The sequence below is a fragment of the Serratia sp. 22278 genome (assembly GCF_052045405.1).
Lineage (GTDB): Bacteria > Pseudomonadota > Gammaproteobacteria > Enterobacterales > Enterobacteriaceae > Serratia > Serratia marcescens.
In genome coordinates, this window is the sequence record NZ_JBQEOW010000009.1 from 136,937 (window position 1) to 154,528 (window position 17,592).

Here is a 17,592-nt window from a genome sequence, read left to right on the forward strand (position 1 = left end):
CGGCGTAATGACAAGAAGGCCACCCGCAGGTGGCCTTCTTTTTGCGCGTGGCCTACTTCGCCATGCCGAGATCGATCACCATGCGACCGCGAATGGTGCCCGCCTTCATCTCGTCGAAGATGGCGTTGATATCCCTCAGCGGCCGCTTGGTCACTTTCGGCGTCACCTTGCCTTCGGCGGCGAACTGGAACGCCTCCTTCAGATCTTCGCGCGTGCCCACCAGCGAACCCACCACCTGAATGCCGTCCAGCACCAGGCGCGGAATGCTCAGATCCATGCTCTCCGGCGGCAGCCCCACGGCCACCACTTTACCGCCGGCGCGCACCGCATTCACCGCCGAGTTGAAGGCGGCTTTCGCCACCGCCGTCACCACCGCCGCGTGAGCGCCGCCGGTTTGCTGTTGAATGATCTCCTCCGCGTTTTGCGTTTTGGAGTTGATGGTCAGATCGGCGCCGATCTGTTTGGCGAACTCCAGCTGACCGTCGTTGACGTCGATGGCGATCACTTTGGCGTTAAACACGTTCTTGGCGTACTGCAACGCCAGGTTGCCCAGCCCGCCAAGGCCATAAATGGCGATCCACTGCCCCGGTTTGATATCGGAAATCTTCACCGCCTTGTAGGTGGTGACGCCGGCGCAGGTGATGCTGCTGGCGGCGAAAGAATCGAGCCCATCCGGCACTTTCACCGCGTAGTCCGCCACCACGATGCACTCTTCCGCCATACCGCCGTCAACGCTGTAGCCGGCGTTTTTCACCGAGCGGCACAGGGTCTCGTTGCCGCTGACGCAGTATTCGCAATGGCCGCAACCCTGGTAAAACCAGGCGACGCTGGCGCGGTCACCCACTTTTAACGAGGTGACGCCCTCACCGACGGCGGAGACCACGCCGATGCCCTCATGCCCCAACGTAATGCCCGGCACCTCGCCGAAATCGCCGTTTTTCACGTGCAAATCGGTGTGGCACACCCCGCAACACTCCATTTTCAACGCCGCTTCGCCGTGCTTCAGCGGGCGCAGCACTTTATCCTGAATGTCTACGGTATGGTTTTTCGTCACTACGGCAGCTTTCATGGTGTTTTCCTTAGCAGTGTGGGAAGTACAGTTGTTAATGTAGTGACTGTATTCGGCGAGGGCAAGCGCCGCGTGTTTTGTGTAAAAACAAATAATTAAATATGAATCAGTCTGCTTATTTCATAAAAAACCATTAACAGACGGCGCGATCGCCTTGAGATTGGCAGCCGTGAACGATCGCGCCTCTCTGGCTTGATTTACCCCTTGAAGCGATTAACAGGAATTTTGAGGTAGTGCCGCCCATCATCTTCGCAATCAGGCAGTACGCCGCCGCGAATGTTGACCTGCAGCGCCATCAGCATCAATTCCGGATGCGGCAACGTGGCGTCTCGCTGCTTTCTTTGCGCGATAAATTGAGCTTTATCCATGTTGGCCACCCAGGGGTTGTTCTCGCGCTGCTCTCTCACTGTGCTTTCCCAGCGGGCCTCACGCCCCTCCGGGCGGTAATCATGGCCGGTAAACAGGCGGGTATCCGCAGGCAGGCTCAAGATCCGCTGCAACGAATCCCACAGGGCTTCCGCATTTCCGCCGGGGAAATCGGCCCTTGCGGTGCCGCTGTCCGGCATGAAAAACGTATCGTGAATAAACGCCGCATCGGCAATGTGATACGTGACGGAAGCCAGGGTGTGGCCAGGAGACAGCAAGACTTCAGCGCGCAGGTTGCCGATAAAAAAGACGTCCCCATCCGCAAACAGCGCATCCCACACGGTCTCGGCGGGAGGCAGTTCCTTCAAATTATAGATGTCTTGCCACAGCCCCTGCACGGCGGTAATTTTTTCGCCTATGCCGGTAAGGGCGCCGGTTTTCTGCGCCAGCCAGGTGGCGGCAGAAAAATGGTCGGCATGCGGGTGCGTATCCAGCACCCAGGCCACACCCCACCCTCGCTGCTGGATAAAACTTAAAATGGTGCGGGCCTGCTGATGCGAGACCGTGCCCGATCGGCGATCAAAATCCAGCACCGGATCGATGATGGCGCAGCGACGCGCCTTGGGATCGGCGACGACATACTGCAGGCTGCCGCTTTCCGACTCATAAAACGCATGCACTTGCGCATGAGACTGAACGGGCTGATGCCGGCGATACCAACTGAGCGCCTTATCGGCATCCGCGCCATATTCTTCGCATTGGCTGCGGAATTGCGCTTCATCGATCCGCCCTTCGCGCAGCGCATACAGCAGAGTGAGGCAAGCCGAGCGCGCCCCGCTCCTGCAATGCGCCAGGGTCTTCTTGCCTTGCCGCAACAGAAACTGGAAGGTGTAAACGGTCTCCCAGGTCAGCGTATCGAACGTATAAGGGAGATAGACGTAACGCATCCCCCCTTGTTCAGCCAACGCTTTCTCTTGCTGATGGTCAAGATACTCTCCCGGCTCTTCGTCCGGCCGGTTGTTGACGATAAGCCGGTAGCCTTGTTGATGCAGGGTAGCGAAATCACTCGCTGCGGGCGCCCCCGAAAAGGAGAGCTGATGATGGTATGTACGGATGCGCATATTTTTTCCTTCTGTCTTATAAGCTTTTAAAAAGCATATAAAGGGCCAGCACCAAGAGCATGGCGGCGTAGAGCACACGGATAATGTCCTCGCGTTTCTTCAGGCGCTCGGTGAGCGCAACCCCCACGACGCCCCCCAGAACACCGCCGACGATCAGCCAGCACGTGATGACGAGCGACACCTTGCCGGACAAGGCGTAGCTTGCGCTCGTCGATAAACCCATGGCAGAAACCACCACCAGCGAGGTGGCCACCGCTTCAAGCAGCGAAAAGCGGAAAAACCAGAGCAGCGCCGGCACCACTAAAAATCCGCCGCCGATCCCCAGAAAGCCGGCCACCGCGCCCAGCGCCAACACGCAGGGCCACACGATGGCGGGATGAAAGGCCGCATCAGGAGAAGCCAATCCGTTGCCGGCCCGGTGATTTTTTTTCAGCGTTAATCCGGCGACAATCAGCATCAGCAAAGCGAAAGGCAGGGTTAGATAGCGCCCGTCCGTGATTTTTCCCATTTGTGAACCTGCCAGCGTGCCGGCCACCGCGACCAGCGACACGACAATGCCGGTTCGCCACCGGACGTTTCCTTTGGCGGCGTGCGCAAAAAGGTTGAGCAGCGCGCTGACGGCGACGGACATGGCGCTGGTGCCTATCACCAAATGCGTATCCGGGATTTGCACCATATACAGCAGCAGCGGCACACAAACGATGGAGCCGCCTCCGCCTGTCAGGGCCAAGAGAAATCCGACTATTCCTCCGGTTATCACCAATAACATCAGGGTATAAAAAGTAAAATGGAAAAAATCCAATGGGTTAATTCCTGAACGGTGTTTGTGGTATTTATTAACGATCAGTTCGCATTGATTGTCAAATAACTTATTACATTTAGCTATTACATATAGCTAAATCGAATATGTGATTTTTAATATAACCATAAGTTCTATGAATTCCCTTTTAATCTGGGCATTAACCCCCTACTTTCTTATGAAAGGAGGCCTGCATGAAACCGGAAAAAATAAACACCAAGAAGAAAGTTGTTGTTATTGGCGGTGGTTCATCTGGAATAAGCGTCGTGGCAAGCATAAGGAAGCGAGTTAAAGGCATTGATATAACGGTAATTGAACCTAGCGACTGCCATTATTATCAACCGGCATGGACCCTGGTGGGCGGCGGGCTGTTTGATATCAATAAAACACGGCGTTCTATGCGCGCCGTCATCCCCCCAGGAACCGCATGGATTCAGGATAGTGTGGTCAGGGTGGAGCCCGGCAAAAAATATGTCGAGACCCGCCAAGGGCAGAAAATAAACTACGACTTTCTTATTGTTGCCTGCGGCCTCGTTTTACGTTGGGATAAAATAGAGGGTCTTGAAGAAACGTTGGGAATGAATGGCGTCACCTCTAATTATCGTTTTGATCTTGCGGAATACACCTGGAAACTGGTTCGTGAAATGCAAGGCGGCGAGGCGATATTTTCTCAACCGCCGGTTCCGATAAAATGCGCCGGCGCGCCGCAAAAAGCCTTATACCTTTCATGCGATCACTGGCGGCGACAAGGTGTCCTTAATAATATTAACGTCAATTTCTGCCTGGCGGGCGCGGCGGTATTCGGCGTGCCGCAATTTGTTCCTCCGCTGACCGATTACTTGAAGAAATACCACGCACAGGTCAACTTCCGGCATAATTTAGTTCGCGTTGATGGGCTGCGTCGGCAAGCAACCTTTTCTCTGGACGGTGATGAAGAAGGCAAACGCGAAGTGACACTGCCCTTCGATATGCTGCACGTAGTGCCGCCGCAATCTGCGCCGGCGTTCATTTCGCAAAGTGGGTTGTCTGACGAGTCAGGTTGGTGCGACGTGGATAAATTCACCCTACGGCATAAGCAGTGGCAGACGATTTTTGCGGTTGGCGACTGTTGCGCCACGCCAAATGCCAAAACCCTGGCGGCGGCTCGCAAACAGGTGGTAGTGGTGGCAGAGAACATCGCGGCCCGGCTTAACGGCGCTCCTGATGCGGCACGGTATGATGGTTATGGTTCCTGCCCATTGACGGTAGAGAAAGGCAAGGTTGTTCTGGCGGAGTTTGGTTACGACAGTAAATTACTCCCCACCTTTCCTCTGTTCGACAACACGCATCCCAGCCGTATGGCCTGGTGGCTGAAGGCCTGGTTTTTACCCAAATTTTACTGGGCGGGCATGTTGCGCGGGGTCGAATGGTTTGCCAAAAGCAAGCCATAGCGACCGTCATCGTTATCCGCGCCTCGCGGCTTCCGCAGGCGCTTGACTATTTGGCGATACACAGCCACCATCGCTTGCGAGCCCGCAGGCTGATTGCAAGCCGTCACCACTAACCGGTCGATCAACGATGAAAAACGCACCCGCCGTTACGATTCACTACTGTTCACAATGCAACTGGCTGCTGCGCGCCGGCTGGATGGCGCAAGAGCTGCTGAACACCTTCGGCGACGATCTCGCCTCCGTCACCCTGATGCCGGGCACCGGCGGGGTCTACCAAATCAGCGTCGATGGAGTGATGATTTGGGATCGCAAGATTGACGGCGGCTTCCCCGATGCGGCGCAGTTAAAGCAGCGGCTGCGCGATCACAGCTTCCCCGATCGTTCTCTCGGCCACAGCGACGGAAAAAAAGCCAGACACTGAAGGCCGTCAGCGCCCCGTCGGCGGCTGCGCGCCGAGAATGCGCGGCATCGTTTCTTTCATCATTTCCATGAATTTGCGTAAACGCGCGGGATAATAGCTGGCATAGGGATACAACAGGTAAATAGGCAGTGGCTCAGCTCGCCACAGGGGTAACAGCGTCTGCAGAGCGCCTTGCGCCAATTCTTCTTTCACCACCCAAGACGACACGATCGCGACGCCCAGCCCTTCCAGCGCCGCCTTGCGCGCCGCATAAAGGCTGTCGGTGCTCAACCTCGGCGCGATGTCGAAACGCCGCTGTTCACCGCTGGTCGCGTGAGTCAAGACGACCTCATTACGATAAAAACTGTTTACCGCCAACCACGGCAATGAGGCCAAATCGTCGAGATCGACGATCGCCGGTCGTTCAGCCAACAGCGCCGGTGACGCCACCGTGCTGCGCGGCACCTCCGCCAGCAACACCGCCACGACCGACGGATCGGTCACCGCCCCGACGTGAATGGCGCAATCCACCCCCTCGGGAATAAAGTCCGGAGAATGGTCGTTCAGCGTCCACTCAACGTAAGTTTGCGGATAGCGCCGCAAATACTCGCCCAACGGACCGATCAGCTGATCTTGACCGAATGCGTGCGGCGCCCGCACGCGCAACACGCCGACCGGTTCGTCGCGCGCGCCACCAAGCCCTTCTTCCAGGCTTTGCCATTGTTCGATCAGCCCCCGCGCCTGGCGGTAACAGCGCTCGCCGTCGTCGGTCAGTTTGAGGGCGTGGGTCGTCCGCTGGATCAGTTTGGCGCCCAGCAGCTGTTCCAATGCCTGCAGACGCCGGCTGATTGTCGGCTGCGAGGTGCCCAGCTGCTGCGCCGCGGCCGACAAGCTGCCGCTTTCGACGATGCGCACCAGCGTATGCAGCAAAGTTATGCGGTCGCCGTTAGGTAAGTTAATTTTATTCATACGTTAAGTGTATAACAGTTTTACCTGCGAGGGGGCTACAGCGGAATGAAGCAAGCGGTAAAAATGGCCGCACATTCACCTTGCAGGAATTTTTGCCATGAGCACCGCCACCACCCACGCCGCACCGTCCGCCAACGTCGTATTTCTGCTGGCCGCCGGCGCCGGCCTCAGCGTCGCGTCAATCTATTACAGTCAGCCCATGCTTGGCATGATGGGCGCCGATTTCCACGCCGGCGTCGCCGATGCCGGCATGGTGCCGACGCTGACCCAGTTAGGTTATGCGCTGGGCATTTTACTGTTGGCGCCGCTCGGCGACCGGTACGATCGCCGGCGGATCATTCTGGTAAAAGGCGCGCTGCTGGCGCTGACGCTGTTACTCTGCGCTTTTGCCGCCTCGTTCCCGCTGTTGTTGCTCAGCAGCCTGGCGATAGGCCTGACCGCCACCGTCGCGCAGGACATTATCCCCGCCGCCGCCACGCTGGCGCCAGAGGCCAGCCGCGGCAAAACCGTCGGCGCGGTGATGACCGGGCTATTGGCCGGCATTTTGCTGTCGCGCGTGTTCAGCGGCGCGCTCGCCGAGTTCGCCGGCTGGCGCAGCGTCTACGCGCTCGCGGCGCTGGGCGTTTTGCCGATCACGCTGGCGATCTGGCGCATGTTGCCGCGTCTTCGCCCCCATAACGCGCTGAGTTACCCCGCGCTGCTGCGCTCACTGGGACATCTGTGGGCCGAGTATCCCGCGCTGCGGCGCGCGACGCTGGCGCAAGGCTTTCTGTCATTGGGCTTCAGCGCTTTCTGGTCAACGCTGGCGTTGATGCTGGCGGAGCGCTACCAGATCGGCAGCGCGGCCGCCGGCGCGTTTGGCCTGGCGGGGGCGGCGGGGGCGCTGGCGGCGCCGTTGGCGGGAAGTCTGGCCGATCGGCACGGCCCTGACGTCGTGACCCGTATCGGCGCGGGACTGGTTCTGGCCTCCTTCGCCTTGATGTTTTTGCTGCCGCTGTTGCCGCTCCCGGCGCAGCTGGCGCTCATTGCGCTGAGCGCCATCGGATTCGACCTGGGCATCCAGGCTACGCTGATCGCGCATCAAACCATCGTTTACGGTCTCGATCCGGCAGCTCGCAGCCGATTGAACGCCCTCTTGTTCACCGGCGTATTCATCGGTATGGCGACCGGCGCCGCCCTCGGCAGCCGCATTCTGGCAAGCGCGGGCTGGCCGGGTGTCGTGGCGCTAGCGACGGCGGCGGGGGCCGTGGCGCTGTGGATCCGCAGCGGGCGCAAAACGGCGCGCGTAGCGGCCTGATATCGCCCTCTACTGGCGCAAGCGGTTGATTTTACCCAGGCCTCTTGCGCTATACTGAGCGCCCTTTTTGCTACGCATTTAAAACAATTTTATGATGGAACGCTTGCTAGAAAACGCGATGTACGCCTCCCGCTGGCTGCTCGCGCCGGTTTATTTCGGCCTTTCACTGGCCCTGGTCGCCCTGTCTATCAAATTTTTTCAGGAGATCCTGCACGTCCTGCCCAACATTTTCTCCGTCGCTGAAGCCGATCTGATCCTGACCCTGTTGTCGTTGGTCGACATGGCGCTGGTCGGCGGGCTGCTGGTGATGGTGATGTTCTCCGGATACGAAAATTTCGTCTCGCAATTGGATATCACCGAAGGAAAAGAAAAACTGAGCTGGCTGGGCAAAATGGACGCCACCTCGCTGAAAAACAAGGTCGCCGCATCTATCGTCGCCATCTCCTCCATTCACCTGCTGCGGGTGTTTATGGACGCCAAGAACGTGCCCGACAACAAGCTGATGTGGTATGTGATCATCCACCTCACCTTCGTGCTCTCCGCCTTCGTGATGGGTTATTTGGACAAGGTGACCCGCTCCAAGCATTAAACGCGCCGCCACGCCCGATCGTCAGGATCGGGTGTCATCCCCTCCTTCGCTATTCCCCAACCGTCGCCGCCGTCATGTCTTTCATCTGGCACATCTGATGATAATTTTATTATAATGTCATTACACTCATTATGGACCGAACGCCGGCCACCGCACCGGATTCGCCGCAGACAGGATCACGCACCTCCATGCCATTAAACGGTCACCCCCTGCAATTCAACGATATTCAGGCGATTCTGCCTCATCGTTATCCCTGCCTGTTGGTCGATCGCGTGCTGCCCGCCGGCACCTGCATTGCCGAAGGGCGGCTGAGCGCCATCAAGAACATCACCGCCAATGAGCCGACGTTCTGGAACGGCCATGCGCACTTCGCCGGTTTTCCCGGCGTGCTGTTGGTGGAAGCGCTGGCGCAAAGCACCGGGCTGCTGGCGCACTATTATCTCGGGGCGTTGAACGAAGGGGAACATTACTACTTCGCTTCCATTCAGCGGGCGCGGTTTTATCGCGCTGCCCGTCCCGGCGACCAGGTGTTGATGGAGGTCGCCTTTGTACGCCGGCGTGGCGCGATCGCCCGCTTCACCGGCCGCGCCAGCATCGATGGCCGGCGCATTTGCACCGCCGATTTCATGTGCGCCCGTAAATAGGCCGCTTGCCAAAGGAACCCTGCGAATACCATGTCTCTGGTTGACAGCTTACTCAGAACCCTCGATTTCTCCCCGCGCGGCCAGGTGATCGCTCGCGAAGCCGACGCCTGGGGCGAAATCATCGTTTCCGATCACAAGGACTACCGCACGCTGCGGTTTGACGGCATCTGCGAGCAAAGCAAGATGAGCCTCAGCAACCCCGCACAGCCGATCCACAACTACATCAAAGCGATGCTGATGGTGGTGGCCTGGCAGCCGCCGAGTTCGGCGTTGATCCTGGGGTTAGGCGGCGGCAGCCTGCTGCGTGCGCTGCACGCGCTCGATCCGGCCATGCGTCTGGACGTGGTTGAACTGCGCGCCGCAGTGATCGCCGTCGCGCGCCGCTATTTTACGCTGCCGGCCACCGACACCATCAGCCTGCGTACCGCCGACGCCATGGACTTTGTGCGCCCGCCTGCCGAGACGCGTTACGATCTGATTTTCTCCGATCTCTATTCGGCGTTCGCCATGGATCCGCAGCAAGGCACCCAGACATTCCTGGAAAACTGCGCCGCGCGGCTGAACGACGGGGGCTGGCTGGTGCTCAATTACCACGATCTGCCCGATGAGAACAGCCTGCTGTACCACAGCCTGCACCGGATATTCGGCACCGTATTGTTTTGCGTCGCCCCCAGCGGCAACGTGATCATTTACGCCACGCCGGCCCAGGTGACGTTGCCGCTCAGCACGCTTCGCACGCTGGCCGCCGGCAGCGGCGAGCTGTTCAACTGCGAACTCGGCTACCTGTCACGCAAGATAGAACGGCTGCATTTCCGCTAAGAACGAGCGGCGACGCGGTCTGGCTGGCCGCTTCGTCCACATGGTATTATCATTCAGTCATCATTCTCTGGAGGATCCTGATGGAAAAGAAAACGGCGCGGCTAACGGTGCTGATTGACCCGGACAAGAAGAAAGCCCTGGAAGAGCTGTGCCTGCAGCAGGACGTCACCCCTTCCCAGGTGGTGCGTCAGCTGATCCGCGATTATCTGCACAAGCATCAGGTGGATTATCCCAGCCAGCCGACCCACGCCAATCCGCGAGTCGAGAGCAATTGAACGGCGGCCTGCCCCGCAAACCGTGAAGCGCGCTTCCCCCTGCGCGCGTCCCTAATCCGAATCCTCCACGGCGGTCTGTCCATCCTGCAATATCGCTGCTACTGTTTTAGGCGTTCATTATTCTCTCTTGGGAAAGGAAACGCGCCATGTTCAGCCATATTACCGTCGGCGTCAGCGATCTGGATGCCGCCGCCGCGTTCTACGACGCCATTCTGTTGCCATTGGGTTTACAACGGCGGGAAGTGACGCCGGACGGCGGCCCCGCCGCCCGCTGCTGGGTGATGCCAGGCCAAACGCTGCCGCGTTTTTACGCCTACCAACCCTTCGACAGACAGCCCGCCAGCGCCGGCAACGGCAGCATGCTGGCCTTTCTCGCCGCCGACGAGCTGGCGGTTAAACGCGCCTACGCCGCCGGTCTGCTGGCGGGCGGCAGCAGTGAAGGCGAACCCGGCGAGCGCGCGCACTACGGCAAAGGCTATTTCGGCGCTTACCTGCGCGATCCCGACGGCAACAAGGTGCATGTGGTTTATCGGGGAGATCTCGCCTGATGAAATGCTCGGTTTACATCGCCACCAGCGTAGACGGATTCATTGCCGGCCCGGATGGCGACATTGACTGGCTGCTGCGGCCCGAATACGCGGTTTCGCTGCTCAATGGGTTGAGTTTTGAAGCGTTTGTCGCCGACATCGACGCGCTGGTGATGGGTCGCCATACCTATGAAAAAGTCCGCGCCTTTCCCGAGTGGCCCTATGGCGCACTGCCGGTGGTGGTGCTGTCGACGCAGCCCGCACCGCACGGCGCAGAACCTGTCCGCTGGATGAGCGGCGAACCGGCCAGCGTCGTGGCGCGGTTGGCCGAGGTCGGCTGCCGTCACCTGTATATCGACGGCGGCCAGACCGTGCAGCGCTTCCTGCAGGCCGGCTTGATCGACGAACTGACGATTACGCGCGTGCCGCTGCTGCTGGGCGGCGGTATCCCCTTATTCGGCACCGACGGCCCGGAGCAGCGCCTGCGCCTGCTTGCCGTCACCTCATCGGACAACGGTTTCGTGCAAGAACGCTACGCGGTTCAGCGCGCGCCGTAACGCAGCATCAGGCGGCGGCCACCGAAGGCGATGAGCAACGCCGCCAGTGCCAACAGCGCCGCCACGCCGTAGGTCACCCGCATGCCGTAAGCCGCAGCGGCCGCAGTGCCCGCGACCTGCTGCGAAGCCAGATAAAACAGCGCCCCCATCGCCGACGCGCCGGTGATCGCCCCGAGATTGCGCGACAGGTTCACCATGCCGGCGATCAGCCCGCGCCGTTCAGGAAACAGATCTTTCATCAGCATGGTGTTGTTGGCCACCTGAAACAGCGCATAGCCGGCGGTCAGCAGCGCGATGGGGGCGATATAGCCGAGCACGCCCCAACGGTTAAGCAGCGACAGCAGCGCCGCGCCGGCGGCCACCGCCATCAGCCCAAGCAGGGCAATGCGCTGCGATCCAAAACGATCCACCAGATAGCCGGCCGGTATGCCGGTCAAGATCGCCACCGCCGGTCCCGCCGACATCACCAGCCCCACCTGCGCGGCGCTTAACTCCAGCGCGCGTGACAGATAGAACGGCCCGACCACCAGCGTGGCGGTCATGACCGTCATCACCAGCGCGCTGGCCGCCAGCCCCGCCGTCAGGGCCGGATGACGGAACATCGACGGCGCAAGCAGCGGCGATGCGGCGCCGCGCTCCACGCGGATAAACAGCGCCCCCGCCAACAGCGCCCCCAGCATCAACGCCAGATTGAGTGCGCCGAAGTCGCCGCGCCCGAGGGTCATCGCCAGCGAATAGCAGAGCAATGCGCCGCCCAGCAGCAACGTGCCGGCGCGATCGAACGGTTCCGCGCGCACTGCCGCGCGCGGCCCATTCGGCAAGTATCGCCAGGCGAGCCACAGCGCCAGCAGGCCCAGCGGCAGGTTGATCAGGAACATCGCCCGCCAGCCGAAACCGGCGATCAGCGCGCCGCCCAACGACGGCCCCAGCGCGGTGCCCACGGCCGACATCGTGCCGAGCAGCCCCATCGCGCGGCCGATTTTTTCCGTCCCCAGCGCCTCGCCCGCCAGCGCCATGGCGATCGACATCATGACTGCGCCCCCCAGCCCCTGCGCCAGGCGCGCCGCCAGCAACAGCCACAGTTGCGGAGCCAGCGTGCAAACCAGCGAAGCGGCGGTAAACAGCGCGATGCCCGCCAGCAGCAGGCGGCGGCGATTGAGGCTGTCGCCCAAACGGCCGATGCCGATGATGCAAGTGGTGACGGCCAGCAAATAGCAGAGCAACACCCACTGCACCGCCTGGAACGAGGCATGGAACGCGGTGGCGAGCGCCGGCAGCCCGACGTTGGCAATGCTGATGCCAAGCGATGACAGCAGCATGCTCAGAGAAAGAGCGGCCAGTATGCCGCGGACGCCTTGCGGCGAAGGATGGGATAACATGATGAACACTCCTGACATTGACTGCGGGTAAGCCTATGTCAGGGGGCAGGATGGCGGAAGACGCATGGCATGCACTGTATCCATGCGCCTGACGCCTTATCTGACGCGAGCCGTCACCAGGCGGCGATTTCCGCCTCGGTGAGCGGGAGAGTTTGGGTGACGCCGGTTTCCGCCGCCAGGGTGGCCGCTTCCAGCACCGCCATCACCGCCAACGCCTGCGCAGCGGTGACCGGGTTGGCGCCTGCGCCGCGCAACGCATCGCGCACCTGGAAGTAATACTGGCGTTGATCGCCATCCGGTGTCGGCAGCGTACGCATCGGCTCCGTGCCGATAAACAGGCTCATCGCATCGTCGTCTTTGCCCCACTCCGCCGATCCCGGCGTCACGCCGGCCAGCAGTTGGCTTTCCTGCCCGTCGGCGCGCGCTTTGACCACGCTGCCTTTCTCGCCGTGCACGGTAAAGCGTGAGACGCCCCCCGCCACCAGCATGCTGCCATGCAGGATCACGCGGTGCGTCGGGTAGTTGAGCACCACGTGAGCCCAGTCGTTAATCTGCGCGTTGGGGCGCAGCGTGGCGATGTTGGCCTGCACGCTGTGCGGCAAGCCGAACAGCTGCAGCGCCTGATCGACCATGTGCGGCCCCAGATCGAACCACAGTCCGCTGCCAGGGAGGTTTTGTTCACGCCAGCGCACCCGCACTTCTGGGCGGTAACGATCGATGTGCGACTCAAAGTGCGTCACCTTGCCAATCAGCCCCTGTTCGATCACCTGCTTCACGCCCAGGAAATCGCTGTCCCAGCGACGGTTCTGGAACACCGACAGCAGGCGGTCGTGCTTCTCCGCCGCCGCAATCAGCGCGCGCGCCTGCGCCAAATCCAGCGTAAACGGCTTATCCACCACCACGTGCTTGCCCGCCTCCAGCGCGGCCAGCGCCAGCGGCGCATGGGTGGCGTTAGGCGATGCGATCACCACCAAATCCACCTCCGGCCGGCGGATGGCCTCCAGCGGATCGGCGATCACCTGCGCGTGCGGCAGATCGGCATGCACCTTGGCGGCATCGCGCGAAGCCACCACGCTCAGTTCCAACCCCGGCACCGCGTTAATCAGCGGCGCGTGAAACGCCTTGCCGACAAAGCCGTAGCCAATCAGCGCCACCTGCAACGGTCGAGCGGTATCGTTCATCAGTGTTCTCCTCTAGCGGTCGTCGGCGACGACACAAAGTTCAATCAATGACTGTTCGTCCAGGTTGTCCCACGGGCGATCGGTAAACAGGCGTTGGATCTGCGCCAGATCCGCCACGTGATGCGGTTCGCAGCGATCCAGCTTCATATGGTCGGCCACCAGCCAGCGCTCGCCGCTGTTAGCCAGCATGGCGCGCTTGACCTCTGCATCGGCCTCTTCGCCGGCGCTCAGTCCCAGCTGAGGATGCACCGCGCAGGCGCCCAGCAAGGCGATATCCGCGCGGTAGCGCGCCAGCAACGTCAGCGTGGCGCTGCCGGCGAACAGCCGCTGGCGCGCATCCCACTGGCCGCCAAGCAGGATCAGGTTGATCTCCGGCCTGTCGCTCAGGCACTGCGCGATATCCAGCGAAGCGGTGATCACCGTCGCCGGGCCGCGCAACGCCTGCGCCACCGCCAACAGCGTACTGCCCGCATCCAGCATCAGGGTGCTGCCGGGCGGGATCTGCGCAGCCACCGCGCGACCGAGCCGCTGCTTGATCTGCGGCAACAGCGCCGCGCGCGCCTGACGTGGCATGCCGGACGGTTCGAGCGCGATCGCGCCGCCGTGATGTTTCTGCGCCAACCCTTGCCGCTCGAGATCGGCCAGATCGCGGCGCACGGTATCGACCGAAACGCCGATGGCGGTGGCCAATTCCGCCACCGCCGCCTGTCCGCGTTCGCTGAGCAAATCCAGTAAATGGCGCTGCCTTGCCGCTTTGTGCATGGGCTTATTCCGCAGTAAAAAGCATAAAACAGCAATATACAGCAGATAACAGCAATGGAGAAGTCGCAATTGTGCGCACCTGCGATCAAACATCTTTTCGCCTGCGGGACGATGATGAAGGCATAACACATAACAATCCGGAGAAAGGCATGAACATCGATCTGACGTTTGAAGACCTGAGCGCACGCGCCGTGCAATACAACGCCCGCGCTTCGGTGGAGGATTTTGACGCCTGCATGGCGGAATACGCCGCGCTGGCCCAGCGAGCCAAGGCGCAGACGCCCGGCATTTACGACCTGCGCTACGGCATGAGCGCCGCCGAGCGCCTCGATCTGTTCCCGGCCAGCGCACAACCCGCCCCGCTGCTGATCTTTATTCATGGCGGCTATTGGCATTCACAGCGCAAAGAGGAAGCCTGTTCGATGGCCGCCGCGTTTGCTCGCCGCGGTGTGGCGACCGCCACGCTGGAATACACGCTGGCGCCGGAAGCGACGCTGGCGGAGATCGTACATGAGGTACGCAGCGCCGTCGCCTGGCTTTATCATCACGGGGCGCCTTTCGGCATCGATCCGGCGCGCATTTTCGTCAGCGGCAGTTCGGCCGGCGGTCACCTGTGCGGCATGCTGATCGCCGACGGCTGGCAACAACGCTATCGCCTGCCGCCCGACGCGATCAAAGGCGCGCTGGCGCTGAGCGGCCTCTACGATTTGCGACCGCTGTGCGATATCTACATCAACGACTGGCTGCACCTGACGCCCGAACAGGCGCAAACCCTCAGCCCGCTGTTTCTGCTGCCGGCGAAAGACCATGCGCCGCAGATCCTGCTCGACGTCGGCCAGCGGGAAACGCAAGGTTTCAAAAACCAGACGCAGGCCTATTATGACGCTTGCCTGGCGCATGGCCTCGACGTCCAGCTGCTGGCCGACCGTCACTGCAATCACTTTACGCTGGTCAACGAGCTGGCGGATGCGGAAAGCGCGATGTTCCGGCAGGTGATGGCGATGATCGACGCAACGCAACGGTAGCCTGCCGCTGTAACCGCAGCCTGGCGGCGATCGTAATCACCGCCAGCGCGGCGAACAAGGCTCCGCACAGCAGGCTGCCCTGTAGCCCCCACGCGGTGATAAACCCGCCGCCCGCCAGCGCCCCCACCGCCACCCCCAGATTGATAAAAGCGATATACAGCCCGGTGGCGAACGCCGGCGCTTGCGGGGCTTCGGCGGTCAGCCAAATCTGCGTGACAATCAAACCGCTGGTGTGCGCCGCTCCCCAATACAGGCAAAGCGCCGTCATCGAGCCAATATTCACGCTGCCATAGCGATACAGCAGCGCATAAGCCGCAATCAAGGCTATCGGATGCAGCAGCACCGTCACCGCACGATGGCGGCTCAGCCATCTGCCGGCCAACAGGTTGCCCACGACACCGCCCACACCGAACGCCACCAGAAGAAAGCCGATGACGCCGCGGCTGAGACCGATTTCGCGGCTGAGGTACTCGGCCGCGTAAGCATAGACGGCAAACATGGCGGCAAAGATCAGCACGCAGGTAGTGATATTCAGCCACAGCGTACCGCTGCGCAGGATTGCCAACTGTTTGCCATAGCTGAGGCGCTGTACGGCCGCATCAGGCAAACGCCACAGCAATCCCAGCGCCGCCAGAAGGTTCACCCAGGCACAGAACCTGAACGACGCTTCATAGCTGAACTGTCCGGCGAGCCATTGCGTCAGCGGTATCCCCAGCACCATGCCCATGCTGGTGCCGATGAACGCATAGGCGGTTGCTTTGGGAGCTTGATGCGGCGGATAAAGCGACGCGGCCGCCACCATGGCCAGTGAAAAATAGATCGGATGAAACAACGCCGGCACAATGCGCAGCAGCATGAGCATGGCGAAGCTGTCCACCTGTGCGGACAGCGCGCTGGCCGCCGCAAACACGGTCAACGCGATCAACAACATGCGTTTGCGATTGAATTGCGACGCCAACAGCACCAACAGCGGCCCGAGCAGCGCAATGGTCAGGGCGAAGATCCCGACCAGCCAGCCGGCCTGCGCCGTGGAGATGCCATACCGTGCAATGATCAGCGGCAAAATGCCCACCACGCCGAACTCGATGCAGTAAACGCCGAACAGCCCCAGCGCGAGGAAGAAAATCGGCGGCATCAGGCGCATTGCATCGCTCCCGTCGCGGCATAGACCGCCTGACAAATCTCGCCGACAAAGGCACCGGACATCCCTTCCAGCGCCGTGTTGGTAAACGCCACCACGCTGAGCTGCCGGGCAGGATCGACGAACCACGAGTGGCCATAGGTGCCGCCCATCCGCCAGCTGCCAACGGACTCCGGCGTGTGCGCGGCGACGGGATCTTTCAGCACGGTGATGCCCAGGCCAAACCCACGCCCCGGCCAAAACGGCATCGGCAAATCGCCGATTTGGTTGCTGGTGAACGCCGTCACCCATTCGGCCGGCAGCACCTGCCCGCCCCCCTGGCGCAACGTTTCCAGCAGGCGCAGGAAATCCTCCGCCGAACCGACCATGCCGGCGCCGCCGGAGGCGTACGCCAACGGATCCAGCGCACGCGCAGGTGACAGATGAAAACCGGCGCTGCCATCGATGAACGGTAAACGATCCGGTTGGCGCAGGCGGCGTGGCTCGCCGGGATGATCGGCGTAAGCGGCCGCCAGGCGCGCGGCGTCCACCGCCAGGAAATCGGTATCCGTCATCGCCAACGGCCCGGTCACCCATTTGTTGACCGCCTGCGCCAGCGGCAGGCCGCTCGCCTGTTCAATAACCGCGCCCAGCACATCGGTGGCGATAGAATAGCGCCACGCCGCGCCGGGCGGAGCCAGCAAAGGGGCGCAGGCAATGCGCCGCACGTTTTCCTGCAGGCTGACGGATGCGTCATCCATGCCGTCGGAGACGCCGAGCCGGGCATAGAATCCCCCTTCCGGCTGGAAAAAACGGTAGCTTAATCCGGCGGTGTGGGTCATCAAATGCCATAGCGTCAGCAACGGTTGGGTGCCGTCCGCCAGCCGCGGGCGAAAATTCGGCAGCCAACGCGTGATCGGATCGTCTAACCGCATGGCGCCTTGCGCCATCAACGCCAGCGCCGCCGTGGACACGATCGGTTTGGACACCGAGGCCAGACGAAACAGCGTATTGAGCGCCATCGGCTTGCCCGCTTCGCGATCCGCCATGCCTGCCGCGCGGCGATAAACGATCTCACCGCCCTGCGCCACCAAAACGACCGCGCCAACCAATCGTTTTTCGCGCAAGGCTTGCTCTATCGCGCCGTCAATCTCGTTGGCGGAGGATCCGTATTCATTCATCTTTATTACCTCAGATAGTCAGCCCATGCTGTCGCCACCGAGCATAGAGCGTGGCGATTAACGAAAAAACAGGCTAGATTTC

Annotated in this window: 19 protein-coding genes; 10 read left to right on the forward strand and 9 right to left on the reverse strand. The window is 61.1% G+C overall.

What is annotated here, in order from left to right; genetic code table 11:
- Nucleotides 1–52: 52 nt before the first annotated feature.
- The 3 genes from adhP to ACTJJ6_RS17250 all read right to left on the reverse strand — a co-directional run bounded on the left by adhP (nt 53) and on the right by ACTJJ6_RS17250 (nt 3,358).
- A complete protein-coding gene (gene adhP / locus ACTJJ6_RS17240) occupies nt 53–1,069 on the reverse strand; it encodes an alcohol dehydrogenase AdhP (RefSeq protein WP_016927758.1) in 1,017 nt (338 codons plus the stop codon).
- A 197-nt stretch (nt 1,070–1,266) separates the two neighbouring features.
- Nucleotides 1,267–2,556, reverse strand: coding sequence for a bifunctional sulfur transferase/dioxygenase Blh (blh, locus tag ACTJJ6_RS17245; RefSeq protein ID WP_440802299.1), 1,290 nt, complete (start codon nt 2,554–2,556; stop codon nt 1,267–1,269).
- A gap of 16 nt (nt 2,557–2,572) precedes the next feature.
- Nucleotides 2,573–3,358, reverse strand: coding sequence for a sulfite exporter TauE/SafE family protein (locus tag ACTJJ6_RS17250; protein ID WP_033640363.1), 786 nt, complete (start codon nt 3,356–3,358; stop codon nt 2,573–2,575).
- A 191-nt stretch (nt 3,359–3,549) separates the two neighbouring features.
- Between ACTJJ6_RS17250 and ACTJJ6_RS17255 the strand changes: the two genes are divergently transcribed.
- Nucleotides 3,550–4,785 carry an NAD(P)/FAD-dependent oxidoreductase gene (locus ACTJJ6_RS17255; protein WP_049299198.1) on the forward strand — a complete coding sequence of 412 codons (1,236 nt, stop codon included), beginning with the start codon at nt 3,550–3,552 and terminating at the stop codon, nt 4,783–4,785.
- A 127-nt stretch (nt 4,786–4,912) separates the two neighbouring features.
- On the forward strand, nt 4,913–5,206 hold the full coding sequence (locus tag ACTJJ6_RS17260) for a SelT/SelW/SelH family protein (protein WP_004928553.1): 294 nt from the start codon (nt 4,913–4,915) through the stop codon (nt 5,204–5,206).
- Nucleotides 5,207–5,212: 6 nt separating this feature from the next.
- Here the strand turns inward: ACTJJ6_RS17260 and ACTJJ6_RS17265 are convergent, their stop codons facing one another.
- Complete coding sequence (locus ACTJJ6_RS17265) at nt 5,213–6,154, reverse strand: LysR family transcriptional regulator (RefSeq protein ID WP_015377850.1); 942 nt, start codon at nt 6,152–6,154, stop codon at nt 5,213–5,215.
- 97 nt (nt 6,155–6,251) lie between these two features.
- Between ACTJJ6_RS17265 and ACTJJ6_RS17270 the strand changes: the two genes are divergently transcribed.
- The 7 genes from ACTJJ6_RS17270 (at nt 6,252) to ACTJJ6_RS17300 (ending at nt 10,862) form a co-directional block, all read left to right on the forward strand.
- Complete coding sequence (locus tag ACTJJ6_RS17270; protein WP_337055318.1) at nt 6,252–7,451, forward strand: MFS transporter; 1,200 nt, start codon at nt 6,252–6,254, stop codon at nt 7,449–7,451.
- Nucleotides 7,452–7,545: 94 nt separating this feature from the next.
- Nucleotides 7,546–8,040, forward strand: a complete 495-nt coding sequence (locus ACTJJ6_RS17275; protein ID WP_025302805.1) for a TIGR00645 family protein — start codon at nt 7,546–7,548, stop codon at nt 8,038–8,040.
- A 188-nt stretch (nt 8,041–8,228) separates the two neighbouring features.
- On the forward strand, nt 8,229–8,684 hold the full coding sequence (gene fabZ, locus ACTJJ6_RS17280; protein WP_004928563.1) for a 3-hydroxyacyl-ACP dehydratase FabZ: 456 nt from the start codon (nt 8,229–8,231) through the stop codon (nt 8,682–8,684).
- 30 nt (nt 8,685–8,714) lie between these two features.
- Nucleotides 8,715–9,503 (forward strand): spermidine synthase, encoded by a 789-nt coding sequence (locus tag ACTJJ6_RS17285; RefSeq protein ID WP_049299196.1) that lies wholly within the window; start codon nt 8,715–8,717, stop codon nt 9,501–9,503.
- Nucleotides 9,504–9,583: 80 nt separating this feature from the next.
- Entirely contained in the window at nt 9,584–9,778 is a 195-nt protein-coding gene (locus tag ACTJJ6_RS17290) for a ribbon-helix-helix protein, CopG family (RefSeq protein WP_004928567.1), read from the forward strand.
- Between the two features lie 146 nt (nt 9,779–9,924).
- Nucleotides 9,925–10,326 carry a VOC family protein gene (locus ACTJJ6_RS17295; protein WP_015377846.1) on the forward strand — a complete coding sequence of 134 codons (402 nt, stop codon included), beginning with the start codon at nt 9,925–9,927 and terminating at the stop codon, nt 10,324–10,326.
- Nucleotides 10,326–10,862, forward strand: a complete 537-nt coding sequence (locus ACTJJ6_RS17300) for a dihydrofolate reductase family protein (protein ID WP_185976516.1) — start codon at nt 10,326–10,328, stop codon at nt 10,860–10,862. Before ACTJJ6_RS17295 ends, ACTJJ6_RS17300 begins: the two co-directional genes overlap by 1 nt.
- Here ACTJJ6_RS17300 and ACTJJ6_RS17305 read toward each other — a convergent pair.
- The 3 genes from ACTJJ6_RS17305 to ACTJJ6_RS17315 all read right to left on the reverse strand — a co-directional run bounded on the left by ACTJJ6_RS17305 (nt 10,847) and on the right by ACTJJ6_RS17315 (nt 14,184).
- Entirely contained in the window at nt 10,847–12,241 is a 1,395-nt protein-coding gene (locus tag ACTJJ6_RS17305) for an MFS transporter (protein WP_016927768.1), read from the reverse strand. The genes ACTJJ6_RS17300 and ACTJJ6_RS17305 overlap by 16 nt on opposite strands.
- Before the next feature lie 113 nt (nt 12,242–12,354).
- Nucleotides 12,355–13,422, reverse strand: coding sequence for an oxidoreductase (locus tag ACTJJ6_RS17310; protein WP_016927769.1), 1,068 nt, complete (start codon nt 13,420–13,422; stop codon nt 12,355–12,357).
- 12 nt (nt 13,423–13,434) lie between these two features.
- Complete coding sequence (locus ACTJJ6_RS17315) at nt 13,435–14,184, reverse strand: DeoR/GlpR family DNA-binding transcription regulator (protein WP_440802288.1); 750 nt, start codon at nt 14,182–14,184, stop codon at nt 13,435–13,437.
- Nucleotides 14,185–14,333: 149 nt separating this feature from the next.
- Here ACTJJ6_RS17315 and ACTJJ6_RS17320 point away from each other — a divergent pair, with 149 nt between their 5' ends.
- Complete coding sequence (locus ACTJJ6_RS17320; RefSeq protein ID WP_164053824.1) at nt 14,334–15,209, forward strand: alpha/beta hydrolase; 876 nt, start codon at nt 14,334–14,336, stop codon at nt 15,207–15,209.
- Here ACTJJ6_RS17320 and ACTJJ6_RS17325 read toward each other — a convergent pair.
- Nucleotides 15,136–16,353 carry an MFS transporter gene (locus ACTJJ6_RS17325; RefSeq protein WP_049299193.1) on the reverse strand — a complete coding sequence of 406 codons (1,218 nt, stop codon included), beginning with the start codon at nt 16,351–16,353 and terminating at the stop codon, nt 15,136–15,138. The genes ACTJJ6_RS17320 and ACTJJ6_RS17325 overlap by 74 nt on opposite strands.
- Nucleotides 16,344–17,510, reverse strand: coding sequence for a serine hydrolase domain-containing protein (locus ACTJJ6_RS17330; RefSeq protein ID WP_440802284.1), 1,167 nt, complete (start codon nt 17,508–17,510; stop codon nt 16,344–16,346). The genes ACTJJ6_RS17325 and ACTJJ6_RS17330 overlap by 10 nt, the downstream gene beginning before the upstream one ends.
- Between the last annotated feature and the right edge of the window lie 82 nt (nt 17,511–17,592).